14 protein-coding genes are annotated in these 15,454 nt (G+C 64.2%); 5 read left to right on the top strand and 9 right to left on the bottom strand.

The genetic code is table 11. From position 1 onward, the window contains the following. Window positions 1-60 precede the first annotated feature (60 nt). The 6 genes from ACERK3_00770 to ACERK3_00745 all read right to left on the bottom strand — a co-directional run bounded on the left by ACERK3_00770 (window position 61) and on the right by ACERK3_00745 (window position 6,008). Entirely contained in the window at window positions 61-468 is a 408-nt protein-coding gene (locus ACERK3_00770; GenBank protein ID MFA9476813.1) for a DUF1801 domain-containing protein, read from the bottom strand. A 359-nt stretch (window positions 469-827) separates the two neighbouring features. Beyond that, the gene (gene glnA, locus ACERK3_00765; GenBank protein ID MFA9476812.1) at window positions 828-2,243 is read right to left on the bottom strand and encodes a type I glutamate--ammonia ligase; all 1,416 of its coding nucleotides are present in this window, start codon (window positions 2,241-2,243) and stop codon (window positions 828-830) included. Window positions 2,244-2,572: 329 nt separating this feature from the next. Next, window positions 2,573-3,256 carry a hypothetical protein gene (locus tag ACERK3_00760; GenBank protein MFA9476811.1) on the bottom strand — a complete coding sequence of 228 codons (684 nt, stop codon included), beginning with the start codon at window positions 3,254-3,256 and terminating at the stop codon, window positions 2,573-2,575. A gap of 107 nt (window positions 3,257-3,363) precedes the next feature. Beyond that, window positions 3,364-3,582 carry a hypothetical protein gene (locus ACERK3_00755; protein ID MFA9476810.1) on the bottom strand — a complete coding sequence of 73 codons (219 nt, stop codon included), beginning with the start codon at window positions 3,580-3,582 and terminating at the stop codon, window positions 3,364-3,366. A 141-nt stretch (window positions 3,583-3,723) separates the two neighbouring features. Further along, window positions 3,724-4,686 carry an FHA domain-containing protein gene (locus ACERK3_00750; protein ID MFA9476809.1) on the bottom strand — a complete coding sequence of 321 codons (963 nt, stop codon included), beginning with the start codon at window positions 4,684-4,686 and terminating at the stop codon, window positions 3,724-3,726. A gap of 302 nt (window positions 4,687-4,988) precedes the next feature. Continuing rightward, window positions 4,989-6,008 (bottom strand): hypothetical protein, encoded by a 1,020-nt coding sequence (locus ACERK3_00745; GenBank protein ID MFA9476808.1) that lies wholly within the window; start codon window positions 6,006-6,008, stop codon window positions 4,989-4,991. 59 nt (window positions 6,009-6,067) lie between these two features. Here ACERK3_00745 and ACERK3_00740 point away from each other — a divergent pair, with 59 nt between their 5' ends. Next, window positions 6,068-6,805: a ComF family protein gene (locus ACERK3_00740; protein MFA9476807.1), complete on the top strand. Its 738-nt coding sequence runs from the start codon at window positions 6,068-6,070 to the stop codon at window positions 6,803-6,805. 50 nt (window positions 6,806-6,855) lie between these two features. Here ACERK3_00740 and ACERK3_00735 read toward each other — a convergent pair whose 3' ends face one another. Continuing rightward, window positions 6,856-7,356: a hypothetical protein gene (locus ACERK3_00735; GenBank protein MFA9476806.1), complete on the bottom strand. Its 501-nt coding sequence runs from the start codon at window positions 7,354-7,356 to the stop codon at window positions 6,856-6,858. Between the two features lie 90 nt (window positions 7,357-7,446). On the opposite strand from ACERK3_00735, the gene pheT reads away from it, so the two are divergent. Next, window positions 7,447-9,486 carry a phenylalanine--tRNA ligase subunit beta gene (gene pheT, locus ACERK3_00730; protein MFA9476805.1) on the top strand — a complete coding sequence of 680 codons (2,040 nt, stop codon included), beginning with the start codon at window positions 7,447-7,449 and terminating at the stop codon, window positions 9,484-9,486. 103 nt (window positions 9,487-9,589) lie between these two features. On the opposite strand, the gene ACERK3_00725 is transcribed toward pheT, so the two are convergent. Next, complete coding sequence (locus ACERK3_00725; GenBank protein MFA9476804.1) at window positions 9,590-10,429, bottom strand: metallophosphoesterase; 840 nt, start codon at window positions 10,427-10,429, stop codon at window positions 9,590-9,592. A gap of 229 nt (window positions 10,430-10,658) precedes the next feature. Between ACERK3_00725 and ACERK3_00720 the strand changes: the two genes are divergently transcribed. Both ACERK3_00720 and ACERK3_00715 read left to right on the top strand, forming a co-directional pair. Then, window positions 10,659-11,600 carry a helix-turn-helix domain-containing protein gene (locus ACERK3_00720; GenBank protein MFA9476803.1) on the top strand — a complete coding sequence of 314 codons (942 nt, stop codon included), beginning with the start codon at window positions 10,659-10,661 and terminating at the stop codon, window positions 11,598-11,600. 225 nt (window positions 11,601-11,825) lie between these two features. Next, window positions 11,826-12,620: a phosphatidylserine decarboxylase gene (locus ACERK3_00715; GenBank protein ID MFA9476802.1), complete on the top strand. Its 795-nt coding sequence runs from the start codon at window positions 11,826-11,828 to the stop codon at window positions 12,618-12,620. 93 nt (window positions 12,621-12,713) lie between these two features. Here the strand turns inward: ACERK3_00715 and ACERK3_00710 are convergent, their stop codons facing one another. Beyond that, window positions 12,714-13,412, bottom strand: a complete 699-nt coding sequence (locus tag ACERK3_00710) for a PEP-CTERM sorting domain-containing protein (protein ID MFA9476801.1) — start codon at window positions 13,410-13,412, stop codon at window positions 12,714-12,716. 431 nt (window positions 13,413-13,843) lie between these two features. Here ACERK3_00710 and ACERK3_00705 point away from each other — a divergent pair, with 431 nt between their 5' ends. Next, window positions 13,844-15,025 (top strand): glycoside hydrolase family 57 protein, encoded by a 1,182-nt coding sequence (locus ACERK3_00705; GenBank protein ID MFA9476800.1) that lies wholly within the window; start codon window positions 13,844-13,846, stop codon window positions 15,023-15,025. Window positions 15,026-15,454: the final 429 nt, after the last annotated feature.

The raw sequence follows: 15,454 nt of genomic DNA, 5'->3' as shown, positions 1-15,454 counted from the left end.
GACGGTGCAAATGTTGGGGCATGATTGCGCATTTGCTGGGCTGCAGGACCGATCTTCCATTCACCGGAACAGATGCTCGCCGGGCAACTCCGACGCCTGTTTGATCCAACTCGCCATGATCTCGTCGTCCAGGTGGTCGGCTTCATGGATGTGAAAGTAGCGCGTGCTCGGATCTTTGGATTCGACCGGCGGGAGGGGGCGCAGCGACGCACCATTGAGGAATGCCACCTTGACGTACTTTGTGAAGCAATGAAAGGTAAGGAACCAACCTTGCCCTTCGATGCCATAGAACGGCGAGTTCCATCTCACCGCCTTGCGCACGTCGGGCACGGTCCGCACAATCAGAGCGTCGAGGCGGCGTCCGACATCGCATTTCCAGCCTGGCATGGCCGCGATGTAGGACTGCACGGGGGCGTCGCCGTCGGCCTTTGCGATCTGAGGATTGCCACCGGATAGGAGGGGTGGCATGGCATCCCGTGATCCCGCTTTACCAGGTGTGACCGATGCCTGCTTCGCCGACGATGCACGCCTGCGGACTTTCCTGGACATGGCTGGCTCCTCGGTGTCGCTGTTCTGACCGTGTGGCGTGTCAATGGTAGCGGTGCTGCTTGTCGACATTCTATAGCAGGTTTCGACGGGCGAGCCAGTCGCAGTTCGTTTTCAAATCCAGCCGCCTCCCCCGTCGGTTTCGGCACTTTTGAGCCGATACAAAATCTCAGCCGGTGAGGCAAGTGCTGGAACAGAAACAAATAAGCCCTCCGGCATCTGCCGAAGGGCTTGAATTCGATCAAAGTCGGGACGGTTGAATTTGAAACGGTTCCATGAGGTCAGATGTCGTAGTACATCATGAACTCGTGCGGATGCGGGCGAAGCTTCAGGGCGTCGACTTCGTTCTCCATCTTGTATCCGATCCAGGTGGAGATGACGTCGGGGGTGAACACGTCACCCTTGAGGAGGAACTCGTGGTCGTTCTGCAACGCGGTGAGCGCCTCTTCGAGTGTGCCGGGGGTCTTGGGGATGTTGGCCGCTTCTTCGGGTTCGAGGTCGTAGATGTTCACGTCCAAGGGATCGCCGGGGTCGATCTTGTTCTGGATGCCGTCCACGGCCGCCATCGTCAGCGCCGCGAAGGCGAGGTACGGGTTGCACGAGGGGTCGGGGCAGCGGAACTCGAGTCGCTTGGACTTAGGCGACTTGGAGTAGACCGGGATGCGGACGCTGGCGGAGCGGTTTCGCTGGCTGTAGGCGAGGTTGACCGGGGCTTCGTAGCCGGGCACGAGCCGCTTGTAGCTGTTGGTGGAGGGGTTGGTGAAGGCGAGCAGTGCGGGGGCGTGCTTGAGGACGCCGCCGATGGCGTGCATGGCCATCTGGCTGAGGCCGGAGTAGCCGTCGCCTGCGAACAGGGGCTTGCCGTCTTTCCAGAGGGAGAGGTGGGTGTGCATGCCCGATCCGTTGTCGCCGTAGACGGGTTTGGGGAGGAAGGTGGCGGAGAGGCCATGCTTCGCGGCGACGTTTTTGACGATGTATTTGTAGAGGGTGAGCTTGTCGCCCATCTCGACGAGGGGTGCGAAGCGGACGTCGATTTCGCATTGGCCTGCGCCGGCGACCTCGTGGTGCTGGCATTCGACGTCGATGCCGGCTTCGATCATGGTCAGCGTCATCTCGGTGCGCAGGTCCATGAGCGTGTCGTTTGGCGGGACGGGGAAGTAGCCTTCCTTGTAGCGGTTCTTGTGGCCGAGGTTGCCGCCGTCTTCGCCTTTGCCGGTGTTCCAGATGGCTTCGGGCGAGTCGATGCGGAAGAAGCTGTGCTGTGGGTCGGAACTGTACTGGACGTTGTTGAAGACGAAGAACTCGGCTTCGGGTCCGAGGAAGGCGGTGTCGGCGAGGCCTGAGGACTTGAGGTAGGCCTCGGTCTTCTTGGCGATGGAGCGTGGGTCGCGGGTGTAGTCTTCGCCGGTGACGGGGTCTGCGATGTCGCAGACGAGGACGAGGGTAGGCTCTTTGAAGAACGGGTCGACGAACGCGGTGTCGAGGACGGGGCGAAGGAGCATGTCGGATTCGTTGATGGCCTGCCAGCCGCGGATGGACGAGCCATCGAAGCCGAAGCCTTCTTCGAGGGAGTCTTTGTTGAGTTCGCTGATGGGGTAGCTGGTGTGCTGCCACTTGCCGGGGAAGTCCATGAACCGCAGGTCGAGCATTTTGCAGTTCTTTTCCTTGGCGAGCTTGATTACTTCGTCAGGCGTCATCTTCGTCTCCTAAAAACAAGGGGTGGTCTTTGCTCCCTGATTGGGGGGCGAGCGTCCGTTGGTCGCCTCGACCGATGTTGTTAGGCAGTAATTTATCGAATGATCAAAATATTTGCAAGATAAAAACGGAGTGCCTTTTTAAAAAGCAGTTGGGTTTTGTGTGTTGATTTTTTCTTCATGTGGTTGTGTTTTTGTTGGTGGTGTAGGTCTTTGTTGTGTGCGATCTTGTGGCGCATGGGGCGCGGGGTATTGAAAAACCCACGGCGGGACGCCGTGGGCTTCGGGGGGTGTTGCTGGTTGTGTGTTGGCTTGCCTGGTGGGGGCGGCAATCAGGGGGTGGCGTCGGACTTTTCGGTCGCTTCGGTCGCTTCGGTCGTTTCGGCTGTTGCGACGGGCTCGGGCTCGGTGGTGGCGGGGTCGGTTTCGCCGAGCTGTGCTTCGACTTCCTTGAGCATCTCAGCGGTGGGTTCGCGGTCGTATTTCCAGTCGTCGAGGGTGATGCGGCGTTCGCTGCCGTTGTCGTCGTAGTGGACGACGGCGATGCCTTTGGCCTTCCAGCGGGACTTGTCGATGCTGCGGAGGGTGGGCCAGGGGGCGTGCTGGCCCCAGCTGGTGTGCAGGCCGGTGTCGTCGGTGGCGATCCATCGGCTGCCGGTGCGGACCCATGAGACGGCGAAGAGCAGGCCTAGCGGGAGAGTGATGGCGGCGCAGACCCATTGGATGAAGATGTCGCGGTCGGTGTATTCGCTTGGGCGGTCGGGGTAGCCCTCGGCGTCGGCGATGGCGGCCCAGGCGCGGTTGGCTTCGGCGGCGTCGCCGTCGTGGTCGAGCTGGACCTGTTCCCATTGCTGGTAGATGCGCTGGCGTTCGGGGTAGCTTCGGCGGATCTCCATCAGCGGTTCCCAGGTGACGGCGGCGTCGTAGACGAACGCGCTGCCGAACAGCAGCAGGGCGGCGGCGATGATGCCCAGCCGCCAGCGGTAGCCGGAACTGATGGATGCTTTTGCTGCCATGGGGTCAAACTCTCACTACAGGTCTATGGATGAATGTGTGGGTGAACGTGATTTTGGTATCGGTTAATTGCTAGTACGGCGTAACGCGGCCGGGGTTCTGAGGATGATTACTGATTCAGAACGCGACGCCACCAGTGTAGCACTGCGGCGCGAGCGCCGGGGCGGCGGAGCAGTTCAGTGTAGCCGCCGTCGGCGACGCGGCGGCGGGGGATGCGGGGCAGGGGCTGGCTGCGGTCGGCCAGAGCCCAGCTCAGGAACGCCTCGGTTTCGGCGATCATGCGTTCGCGCGTTTCCAGCGGCTTTGATTTATCGCGGCGATGCCACACGCCGGGCTTCCTTGTTTACACAAATAACATGCATGCCTGGGTGTGCGTGACGTGGAAAAGCCAGTCAGCCCGTTCCATTGTCTACGGCCGACGGGGGATTTCAAGGTTTTTGGCCCGACGATTCGGGCGGCTCGGCCGGGGTCAGCCGGGGTACATCAGCCAGGCGGTGGTGGCGACGGCGGCCATCGTGCCGGCGACGGCGAAGGCGGCGAGGGTGACCCATCGGCTGTGCTTCTGGCCGGCATCGCTGTGCCTGGCGGTGCGGTCGCTGGAAGATGGTCGGCTGTGGCGGTTGTGGTGGCTGCCGCCGGGTCGGCCGGTCTGGGGGAAGATGACGCCGAAGTTGCCGGCGACCGGGTCGCGGCGGGCGGCGCCGTTGAGGGTGGTCGGCGTGGCGTCGGGGTCGTTGGCCTGATCGTCGGCGAGGGGGTCGATGTCTTCCTCGCGGCGCGGGTCGTGTCGGGCGAGGCCGTTGTCGTCGGCGTTGGCCGGCGAGTCGCCGAAGGTTGTGAAGGTGATCGCGGGGGCAGACTCGTCGGCGGCGAGTTGGGGTGTCGGCGAGGGGGCGTAGGGCGTGGCGATGGCGGCATCGTCCAGTGAGACGGATGGCGCGATGATGACCTCGTCGGCCTGGAGGGGCGTGGTGGGGTCGAGGCGATCTTGTGAGGCTGAGGCGGACGATGCTTCGCGCGCGTCGCGATCGGGCTTGGGGTGATCGTCGGGGGGCGACGCGGCGGCAGCTTTTGCCTGGGTTTCCGCGGCGGCGGCGGGTGGCGTTGAGGTCGGGTTGGTGGGCGAGTCGTCGGCTGTGGCGTCGGCTTCGCGGACGACCAGCAGCATACGGCCGAGGCGGATCTCGTCGCCGAGTCGCAGGGGCGTGGGCTGCTCGACGCGGTCGTGGTTCACCCACGTGCCATGGGTGGAGTCGAGGTCGACCAGCCACCAGCAATCATTTTCAAACCAGACCCGGGCATGCTGACGTGAGACGCAGGAGTCTTCGAGTGTCAGGCGCGGCGCCCGTCGGCCGAGCACGTCGGCCTTGCCGGGGTGTACACGGAGCAGTTTCTCCGAACCATCGCGATGAACCGCGAGCAACTTCAACATGGTTCATTGCCTCCAGCCCACTTGTCGCGGCCCTGGCACTTTGGCGAGGGCACGACCTTTTCATCCCATCCCTGCAGCAGTGTGATGCAACTGATGTGCCGCGATGGCGGCGCGGCCACAACTTTGATCCGAGTCGGCTATTACCTGATCGGCGATTGGTTGGGGGGGAGGGGAATAACGCGGCGGGGAAGGGGCGATAACCTTGGCGCGGGGGGGCCCACGGACAGCGGGACCCACGGACTCCGTCCGTGGGCTTCGGGGGCTTTGGGGGGCGTTTTTTTGGGCGGGGGGAGTGTTTGGGGTTACCAGACGACTTTGGTTGAGGGGAAGACGGGGCCGTCGGTGCAGGCGAGGCGGTAGCGCCACGGTCGGCCGACGGCGGTTTGGCCGTGGGGCTCGTCGGGGGACTCGATGCGGACGATGCAGGACTGGCAGGTGCCCATGCCGCAGGCCATGGCCTGTTCGACGCAGACCTGACAGTCGACGCCGCGGGCCTCGGCGAGCTTGGCGACGGCGGCCATCATGGGCTCGGGGCCGCAGGTGTAGACGACGGCGGCGTTGGCGGTGGCGTTGGGGAGGCCTTCGAGGACGCGGGAGAGGCCGTCGGTGATGCGTCCGCTGAGGCCCATCGAGCCGTCGTCGGTGGTGATGACGGTGGGGTAGTCGAAGCGAGCGAAGTCGACGACGCAGGGGAGGGGGAGGCCTTCGACGTTGGCGGGCTGTTCGTCGACGAATTCGACGGCGAGCAGGTCGTGGGTCATGGCGCCGACGAAGGCGACGGCGTCCCAGCCTGCGGTTTTCATGGCTTGGGCGAGGTAGAACATGGGCGGCAGTCCGACGCCGCCGCCGACGAGCAGGCCGACGTGTTTGTCGTCCGGCAGTGTGAAGGCGTTGCCGAGTGGGCCGATGAGGTCGACGGGGTCGCCGACGTTGAGTTGTGCGAGCCAGTCGGTGCCTGTGCCGACGATGCGGTGGATGATGTCGATCCACGTGCCGTGCTCGTCGTCGCCTCGGCCGGCGAGGCTGAAGGGTCGGCGGAGCATGGCGAGTCGGTTGCAGAGTTCGGGTTGGTGCAGGTCGGGGCGCTGGCCGGGCTCCCAGGCCAGGTCGCGGCCGAGCAGGGCGTCGGCGTCGATGGCGCCGTTGGGCGGTCGGCAGCCGAGCTGGACGAACTGGCCGGGCTTTGTGGCGGGGAAGGGGCGGGTGATGCGCAGGCGGAGGCGGTAGTGCTCGCGGCAGATGAAGCGGTTGAATTCGACGGTGGCGTCGAATCGGCTGCGCGGGGCCGGGGCCGGGGGCGCGGGCGCGGTCGGGGATGACACGGTTTCGGGATGGGGTTGTTTGTTGGACACTGTCGGAAGTATAACGGCCGAGGGTGCCTATGCCCGCTGAATTGTATTTTCGACAATGGCTGCGTGGCGTGTTGGAGGAATTGTCGCCTGACACGATCGAGTTGTCGTTGCGCGAAGTGCCTGGCAGGGTGTGGGCGCGCGATGAGTTGACGGCGTATTGTCCGCGCTGCGGTGCGTCGGGGGTGGTGGAGGCGATGACGCCGCGCGGTTGTGCGTTTTGCGTGGGGGAGCGGCTGGTGTGGGATCGGCTGTATCGGCTGGGGCTGTATGAGGAGCCGTTGGCGGGGTGGGTGCGAGCGTCGAAGTTTGCGGGCGACTGGCGTCGGGCGTTGTGGTTCGGCGGTCAGTTGGGCGAGGCGATCGGGTCGCCGACGGGGGGCGCGCCGGTCGCGGTGGTGCCGGTGCCGATGCATTGGGCGCGGCGGTGGCGGCGGGGGTACAACCAGGCGCGGTTGATTGCGGATGGGTTGGTGCGTGCGCGGGGGTGGCCGATGGTGGATGTGTTGCATCGTCCGCGTCGGCGTCCGCCGCAGACGGCGGTGCTGCCGGAGCATCGTGGGATCAATGTGGCGGACTCGTTCGCGATCGAGCCGATCGACCTGAGCGGGTGGGAAGTGGTGCTGGTGGACGATGTGAAGACGAGCGGGGCGACGCTGTCGGCGTGCGGGCGGCTGCTACGCGAGGCGGGGGCGAAGAGCATTGTGGCAGCGGTGGCTGCGGTGGCGGACCCGCGGGGGCGGGGGTTTGGGGTGAAGGGGCGGGGGTGAATTTCGGATTTCGGATTTCGGATTTCGGATTTCGGATTTGGAATTGGGGGTTAGTGGGGGGTTCGGAGTTTGATGAGGCGTTCGAGGAGCATGGTGGCGGCGGGGTGGTCGGTGGGGGTGGTGGTGTAGTGTCGGCGGTAGCCGTGGGCGGTGAGGGTGATGCGGTAGTGCAGGCCGGTGGGGTCGACGTCGGTGTCGGTGTGGGGCGGGGCGTCGAGGAGGTTGCCGGCCTCGGCGATGCGGTAGAGCTGGATCATCTGTTGGGGCGAGAGGCGGGCGGTGACGGCGGGGTGGAAGTCGTGGCCTGCGCCGGGGCCGAGGGCGACGCGGAGCGTGCGGTCGGGTGAGACGACGTGCTGGGCGGGCATGGCAAGCGGGTCAAGCAGGTCGGATGGGGCGTCGTCGTGCTTGACGGTGAACACGAGCGAGAAGTCGGGCGGGTAGCCATGCTCGGCGGCGGTGGGGGGGATCGGGGCGCAGCCGACGAACAGGAGGGCGAGGGCGGCGATGACGGCGGGCCAGTGGATGGGCGGTGTGGTTGACGTTTTCACGTGAAGCTCCCTTGTTGACGGATCATCGTCGGCGGCTCGGGGGTGCAAGGCAAGTTGCCGGTGTTGCGGATGGTGATACCATCCGACGCCATGAAGACGAGCCTAGCCTGGTTGAATGATTATCTGGATCGCAAGATTGACGCGGACGAAGCGGAGCGGCTGCTGACGCGCGTGGGCTTTCCGCTGGACGGCAGGGACCTGGTGAACCTGACCAGCGGGAATCAGGATGAGCAGCTTGACGTGGAGATCACGTCGAACCGCAGCGATTGCCTGAGCCATGTGGGGCTGGCGCGTGAGGTGGCGGCGGCGTCGGGGGCGGGGATGAAGCGGCCGGCGATCGAGATTGCGGAAGATGCGTCGTTGGCGGTGAGCGAGCGGACGCAGGTTGCCAATGAGCAGCCGACGCTTTGCCCGCTGTACACGGCTCGGGTGATTGAAGGCGTGAAGGTCGGGCCGAGCCCGAAGTGGCTGGTCGATCGGCTGGAAGCGGTCGGGCTGCGCAGCGTGAACAACGTGGTGGATGTGACGAACTACGTGCTGCTGGAACTCGGGCAGCCGTTGCACGCGTTTGACATGAGCAAGCTGACGGAGGGGCGGATTGTGGTGCGCCGCGCGAGCAAGGGGGAAGGTTTTACCGCGATTGATGGCAGCAAGCATGAGCTGCGCGACGACATGCTGGTGATCGCGGACGCGAAGCGGCCGATCGCGGTGGCGGGTGTGATGGGCGGGCAGGACAGCGAGGTGAGCGAGGGGACGACGAACGTGTTGCTGGAGTCGGCAATCTTCGCGCCGCTGAGCGTGCGTCGGACGAGTCGTCGGCTGAAGCTGGCGAGCGATTCGAGCTACCGCTTTGAGCGCGGCGTGGACCCGTTGGGCGTGGAGCGTGCGAGCCAACGGGCGGCGCAGTTGATCGTGATGTTGGCAGGCGGTCGGCTTGCGCAGGGTGTGATTCGAGCGGGGCAGAGCGACCCGGCGGCGGTGCAGGTGACGATGCGCGTCGAGCGGTGTAATGCGCTGCTGGGCACGGCGATGAGTGCGCAGCAGCAGGCGGGTTATCTGGATCGGCTTGAGTTGTCGCCGCGCATTGATGCGGGCAAGATCATTTGCACCGTCCCGACGTTTCGGCTGGACCTGAAGCGCGAGGTTGATCTGGTTGAGGAGGTTGGTCGATCGCATGGCTTTGATGCGATCGATCGGCAGGAGCGGATCTCGATCGAAGCTCGGCCGAGGCAAAGCTCGGTCGAAGCGCGTCGGCGGCTGAGCCAGGCGCTGGTGGCGCATGGGTTCCATGAGACGATCACGCTGAGCTTTGTGGGTAAGGCGGAGGGGCAGCCGTTCGTGCCTGCGGGGTCGAGCCCGGTGCTGGTGAATGATGACTTGCGTAAGGCGGAGCCGATGCTGCGGCCGTCGCTGCTGCCGAGTTTGCTCATCTGCCGAAAGGCGAACCAGGACGCGGGCAACGCGGACGTGCGGTTGTTCGAGTCGGCGGCGGCGTGGCATGAAGTGAATGGTGAGATGATCGAGCAGCGGCAGTTGGCGTTGCTGGCTGACGCGGGCGATGCGCAGCAGGCGGTGCGCGATCTGCGCGGCACGATTGAAGATGCGGTCGAGCAACTCGGCGGGCAGGCGGCGCGGGCGGGGCTGAGCTTTGAGCCGGTGGAGCGCGAGACGTATGCGGCGGCGGCGACGGTTCGGCTGCATGGAGAGGCGATCGGTGTGATGGGGCTGCTCGCGGACGGGGCGCGGGATGTGTTTGATGTGAAGACGCCGGTGGTCGCGGCGGAGTTGTTGGCTGAGCCGATGTTGAAGCTGTATCCGCCGACGCGTCAGGTGCAGGCGCTGCCGCGTCACCCGGCGATCGAGCGCGACTTGTCGGTGCTGGTGTCGGAGGATGTGTTGTGGCGGGAGATTGAGCAGGCGGTGCGGGAGGCGCAGCCGGCGTTGCTGGAGTCGGTGCGGTTTATCGGGACGTATCGCGGCAAGCCGATCGCGGCGGGGCAGAAGAGCGTGAGCTTCCGCATGGTGTTCCGCGATCCGGGCAAGACGCTGCGGCATGATGAGGTGGACCCGCAGGTGGAGACGGTGGTGGCGGCGCTGAAGGATGCGGTGAGTGCGGCGCTGCGGGTGTGAGGGGGTTTGGAGTGGGGGACTGCGGATGAGTGCGGGGGCGGGACCCACGGATGGAATCCGTGGGCTTTGTGTGGGTGCGCCGGGCGCGAATGCGGTGAGCGCGTTACCAGGGGTGTACGTTTTTGATGCCGAGGGTGAATTGGCCTGGGAGGGGTTGTTGGTGGAGTGTGTAGAGGGGGATGTGGGGTGGGCAGAAGGCGCGGGGGATGCGGCCGGAGTGTCCGACGCCGCGGGAGACGGTGGCGAGGGTGTTGCGGTGTCGGAGGACGCCGGCGATGAGGTGGAGGGGCATGTCGCAGGCGTTGACGAGGGCGTGGCCGGTGGGGAGTCGGCATTGGCCGCCGTGGGTGTGGCCGCTGAGCATGAGGTCGATGCCGAGGTCGGCGGCGACGGTGAGGTGGGCGGGGGAGTGAGCGAGCAGGATTTTCAGGGGGCGATTGTTGGGGTTGGCGTTGGAGTCGGCGTTGGTGTGGGTGTTGGTGGGATGTGATTGTCGGTGTCGGAGCATGGCGATGGCGTCGGCGCCTTCGTGGTCGGATTTGGTGCGGGTGTCGAGGCCCCAGAGTTCGAGGTCTGGCGTGGGGAGGGCGGTGTCGTTGATCAACCAGTGCACGGGGAGGTTGAGGGCGTGGTCGCGGAAGGGCGCGTTGTCGTGGTTGCCGAAGACGCCGAACGTGCCGAGTCGCGGGTGCAGGGGATTGAGCAGTTTTGCGAGTGTGTCGATGGTGGCGGCTTCGTGGCCGGTGTTTTCCATGTAGTCGCCGGTGAGGATGAGGAGGTCGCAGGGGGTGTCTGCGAGCTGTCGGGCGATGCGGGTATGCAGGCGCGTGTGTCGCCGGATGTGCAGGTCGGTGAGGTGGGCGATGCGCAGGCCAACCAGCCTGTCGGGCAGGTGGGGGAGGCTGAGGTCGACAGGCTGGATGAGGCGGGGGGTGAGGGGCATGGTGCGTGGGGCTTCGGGGGGAGGCTTGGGGAGGAGGCCTGGGGCTTGGGGCTTGAGGGTTGGGGGTTGGGTTTCAGGCGCGTTGTGTCGGACTGTTTATCGGCTGGGTTGTCAGGCGGCGCTGGACGAAATATCCTACAGTAGTGGACGTTAGGCGTGGGCGGCTTGTTGATGGCTGCTCGCTCGCGAATCGCAGGACGCATCTTATCCCCCGTCAGGAGCCGGTCGAATGGCGAAGATGTTCTATACGCTTCAGGAAGCTGCCGAGAAGCTGGGTCTGGATGAGGATCAGGTCAAGGAAATGGCCGCGGAAGGCAAGCTTCAGCAGTTTCGCGACCGTGACAAGCTGATGTTCAAGCGCGAGCAGATCGACCAGATGGCCGGCGGCTCGTCGTCGGACAGCAGTGCCGACGCGGGTGCCAGCGGCAGTGGGGTCATCCCTCTGGCTGACGACAGCGCTCACGACACAGACGCGATCGACCTGAAAGACGAGACGCACACGGCAGGGCAGACGCAGCCCGGCACGCAGCAGGGCACGTCTGGCGGTTCTTCGGTTGGCGGTTCGGGTGTCGACGTGTTTGAGTCCGGCGAACTCGAGCCGATCGATCCCGGTGCGCAGACCCAGGTCACGCAGTCGGTGGAAGATGACGACAACCTCGCGCTGGAAAGCGTCGGCTCAGGCTCGGGCCTGCTCGACCTGACGCGCGAAAGTGACGACACGAGCCTCGGCGCTGCCGAGTTGCTGGAAGAGATTTCCTCCGGCGGGAGCACGCCGGGTGAGTCGGCGGTGGGCTCGGGATCGGTGGGCTCGTCAGGCGTGTTCGAGAGCGCGATCGCGATGGAGCCGGGGCAGTCGGCGACGACGCTGGAATCGATCGGCGATGAGCCGACCGAGACCGTCGCCGGCACGCGGATGGAAGTCACATACAGCGATGAGGCGTATGACCCGGCGGGGAGCGGGTTTGGCGCGGGCATGTTGCTGGGCGCGATGATCGCTTTGATCCTCGGCCTGATCGTGGTCATCGGCTGGATCGGCGGCATTCAGACGCCGGTGGCGCAGATGATGGCCCAGTCGGACATGCACCTGATGATCTGGTCGGTCGGCCTGCTGCTGGGCAGCATCGTGCTGGGCGTGGTTGGCCTGGTGGTCGGCAAGGCCGCGGCACGGTGAGCGTTGCTCCGGCGGCTGGTGCTTTACGGCATGGCGGGCGGCAGTGAGTTTTCATCGTCGCGCGCTTGCCGGGTCGATTTATACAACAGGTCGCTTTGGATGGTGACTCGGCCGCCTGCGCGTGGCCGTGGGGTTGTTTGTTTGTGATGATGCGTGACTGTTTGTGATGTGTGACGTGGCCTGCTTGCGAGCGGGCTGTAACCCTCCTTCGGATGAAAACGCTCGATGCTCAGCGGTTATGCGCGAAATGAGTGGCTGACGATTATCGCCGTCGGCCTGATGATCAGCGGCGTCACGTTCGTGGTCGGCTGGTGGTGGCTGTCGGTGCTGGTGGTGATCGCCACGGTTGCGCTGGTGCTGTTTTTCCGCGACCCGCATCGGCGTGTGCCGACGCAGCGCGGCGCGGTCGTCGCGCCGGCCGACGGGCGGGTCAGCTCGGTGCACCGGGTGGAGCATTTCGAGCCGTTCGACGAGCCGGCGGTGTGCATCCGCATCTTTTTGAGCGTGCTGGACGTGCACATCAACCGAAGCCCCTGCCACGGCGAGGTGGTTTCGATCACGCACAAGCCGGGCAAGCATCTGAACGCGCTCAATCCCGACTCGGCCGAGGTGAACGAGTCGAACCTGCTGGTGATGGTGCACCCGATTCGGCGGCAGCCGGTGGCGGCGGTGCGGCAGGTGGCGGGGTTGCTCGCGCGGACGATCGTCTGTGCGGCGGAGGTGGGCAAGGTGTTGCAGCGAGGCGAGCGGATCGGCATCATCAAGCTCGGCTCGACGACAGAGCTGTACCTGCCCGAATCGCTGGGCCCCGAGGTGCAGGTGCAGCAGGGGCAGAAGGTGCTCGCCGGCCGAACGGTCGTTGCGATGACCGCTTCCCGCGAGACAGGCACCGCCACGGTCGTGCCACGCGCATCGGGCGAGAGCGAGCCTGGCGACGAGGCGTCGAACCAAGAGGCATCCAGCCTGGTCGAAGCGTCCGATGTGGAGGCGGACCAGCCAAGGCAAGAGCCATCAGCCTGACCTGCGATGAAGCGCCTGTGGCGGCGGCCCCCCGCCTCCTCGCGCGTCCCCCCACGTGGACACGGGGGCTTAAACACACCCCCTCTGTGCGGATCACTGTGCAGGCGATGCCGCAGCTCGTCTGCGGATCAGCAGGGTGAAGCCGCCGATGCCAAGCAGCGCGAGCGTGCCCGGCTCGGGGACAATTGAGTTGGGAACCAGGATCTTGGCCAGTTCGTTGCCGGTCGCATCGAGGGCGTGGTCCGCGAAATAGTCGTGCAGGTTGGCGACTTCCACCGCGAAATCCTGGTTCCATGCTTCACTCTGGCCGCCTTTGATGTGAATGTCGCCCCACATGGGAAGTCGGTTGGCATCGAAGGCGATGGTGAAGTTGTCTCCGGTGTTCTGCAGGTCGATTTTGACGCCATACACGTTGCTTTGCAGATTCGGGTCCGATGGTTGGCCTTGGTTGAACAGGCGGAAGTCTGTGAAGTTATTGCCGTCGAAGCCGGCTCCGGAACTGGTGAATGACGTGAAGTCCTCGGCTGGCGCGCCTTCGCTCAACTGAAGGATGAAGTGGCTGATCGTCGGGATGGCTCGCCCGTCGAAGCCGATGAAGGTATAGGCGTAATTCCAGGTCTGGCCATCCTGGTTGTCGGTGATCTGCCATTCGACCGTTGGCGTGATGTTGTTCCACCTGTCGGTGGTTTGAAGCTGGTTGGCTTCGAGTGAGCCGGTGATCGGCGCACCGTTCGCGGCAGCGCTGATGCTCAATGCCAGGCCGAGCGTTGAAATCGTGGTCAGGATGTTCATTTTTCCCCCCTTTAAAGCGTGTTCATGCCGTCTGCCGAACAAAGGCGTGCGGCTTACACTTGGTTCGGATTTTTGTGGACTTGAGATAACAGCACGCAAGTCCCTGGGGTGTATTCCCTAGTTTAATATCATACTCGATTGCAACAGTCTTTGGTTCGCACAAATCGTTCCCGGCTGACAAGATTCGGCTGTTCCAGCCGGCTCCGGGTGGGCTATGGTGCAACAGGCGTGGGACGATCGCTGGCATTCGTGTCCAACTTCCCGCGATCGCCGAGGTTGGGAGTTGCAAGTCGGCTTAGGTTCGTGAAAATAGAGTGAGCCTGCGGCGCCGCTATGTGTGATCGGCGGGGCGAGTCGAAAGACACCCGCGCTATTTGTGGCTGTCGTTGGCGTGCCGGGGCCGCTCCGGCCGATGATCCTTGCGGGAAACCATGGCCACAGCCTGCCTCTACTTTCAGGTCCACCAGCCGCACCGTCTAAGGCGATACAGCGTCTTCGATGCGCATCGCGATTATTTCGACCATGCTCGCAACGACCAGATCCTCCGCCGCGTCGCGCAGAAGTGTTACCTGCCCGGCACGGAACTGCTGCTGAAGCTCATCGAACGGCACGAAGGCCGGTTCCGCGTGGCCTTCTCGCTTACCGGCAGCGTGATCGAGCAGTTTCAAAAGCTTGCGCCGGAGGTCATCGAACGCTTTCAGGAGCTGGCCGAGTCCGGCTGCTGCGAGTTCCTGGCCGAGACTTACTACCACAGCCTCGCCTTTCTCTACGACCGCGACGAGTTTCTTGCGCAAGTTGACCAGCATGCCGAGCTGATTGAAGAGTTGTTCAATCAGCAGCCGACGGTTTTCCGCAATACTGAGTTGATCTACGCGAACGATCTTGCGGACTACATCGCCCGCACCGGCCGATACCGCGGCATCCTCGCTGAGGGCGTCGACAGCGTGCTCGGCCAGCGTTCGCCCAACTACCCCTACAACCCGCCGGGCCATCCGGACATCACGCTGCTGCTGAAAAACTACCGCCTCAGCGACGACATCGCCTTCCGCTTTTCCGACCGGGGCTGGGGCGAATGGCCGTTGAACGCGGACAAGTTCGCCGACTGGATTCACGACGCGCACGGGCAGGTGTGCAACCTGTTCATGGACTTTGAGACGTTCGGCGAGCACCAGTGGCGCGATACAGGCATTTTCCAGTTTCTCGAAGCCTTGCCGGGCAAGGTGCTCGACCGTGGGGACAACTTCCTCACGCCCGGCGAAGTGGTGGATCAGTTCGCTTCGGTGGGCACGTACGACTCACCTCGCGTCACCTCGTGGGCCGACACGGAACGCGACCTCTCTGCGTGGGTGGGCAACGCGATGCAGGCCAGTGCGCTACAGGAGCTGTTCAAGATCGAGCCTGACATTAAAGCCAGCGGCGACATGGACTTGCTGCACGACTGGCGGAAGCTGACCAGTTCGGATCATTTTTATTACATGTGCACCAAGTACTTCGCCGACGGCGACGTGCACAAGTATTTCAACCCATACGCTTCGCCTTACGACAGTTACATCAATTTCATGAACGTGCTGGACAACCTCCGTACCCGGCTGGAGACCGCGAAAGCGGTGTGAGGGGGACGAGTTTCTAGTTTCTAGTTCCGAGTTTCGAGTTGGGAAGGACGGGGGGCCGCTTTGCGTGCGGTGCGCCATCGACGCCCACGGCGTCACGCCGTGGGCTTCCAATCTCCTGAACTAGAAACTCGAAACTCGGAACTAGAAACTTCCCTTACCCTGTCGCTTTGCTTTTGGTTGCGGTCGTGCTACACTCGACGATCGTGGCGGGCATGAGCGGGCCCGTTGCGGGACATGGTTGGAAAGAACGGGAAGGCAAAGTCAAGACCAATTTGGCCCAAAGCGGTAAAAATTTCGGCACCGCCCTTGTGAAGGCGTGCGCCAGCCGCTATACTCACCCATTCGTGGCGTGAGAGAGGCTGGGTCGGCACCCCTGCAATCCCTCTAAAACCTAACTTTGATCATCTGCTCTTAGCAAGATCGAGGATA

This window comes from Phycisphaerales bacterium AB-hyl4 (assembly GCA_041821185.1).
Taxonomy (GTDB): domain Bacteria; phylum Planctomycetota; class Phycisphaerae; order Phycisphaerales; family Phycisphaeraceae; genus Natronomicrosphaera; species Natronomicrosphaera hydrolytica.
The sequence above is the reverse complement of the archived record's forward strand: the minus strand, read 5'-3'. Positions and strand labels throughout refer to the sequence as shown.

Coding starts and splice junctions, on each gene's coding strand:
- ACERK3_00770 (MFA9476813.1), bottom strand. CDS start 468: ATGCCACCCCTCCTATCCGGTGGCAATCCTCAGATCGCAAAGGCCGAC.
- glnA (MFA9476812.1), bottom strand. CDS start 2,243: ATGACGCCTGACGAAGTAATCAAGCTCGCCAAGGAAAAGAACTGCAAA.
- ACERK3_00760 (MFA9476811.1), bottom strand. CDS start 3,256: ATGGCAGCAAAAGCATCCATCAGTTCCGGCTACCGCTGGCGGCTGGGC.
- ACERK3_00750 (MFA9476809.1), bottom strand. CDS start 4,686: ATGTTGAAGTTGCTCGCGGTTCATCGCGATGGTTCGGAGAAACTGCTC.
- ACERK3_00740 (MFA9476807.1), top strand. CDS start 6,068: ATGCCCGCTGAATTGTATTTTCGACAATGGCTGCGTGGCGTGTTGGAG.
- pheT (MFA9476805.1), top strand. CDS start 7,447: ATGAAGACGAGCCTAGCCTGGTTGAATGATTATCTGGATCGCAAGATT.
- ACERK3_00725 (MFA9476804.1), bottom strand. CDS start 10,429: ATGCCCCTCACCCCCCGCCTCATCCAGCCTGTCGACCTCAGCCTCCCC.
- ACERK3_00720 (MFA9476803.1), top strand. CDS start 10,659: ATGGCGAAGATGTTCTATACGCTTCAGGAAGCTGCCGAGAAGCTGGGT.
- ACERK3_00715 (MFA9476802.1), top strand. CDS start 11,826: ATGCTCAGCGGTTATGCGCGAAATGAGTGGCTGACGATTATCGCCGTC.
- ACERK3_00710 (MFA9476801.1), bottom strand. CDS start 13,412: ATGAACATCCTGACCACGATTTCAACGCTCGGCCTGGCATTGAGCATC.
- ACERK3_00705 (MFA9476800.1), top strand. CDS start 13,844: ATGGCCACAGCCTGCCTCTACTTTCAGGTCCACCAGCCGCACCGTCTA.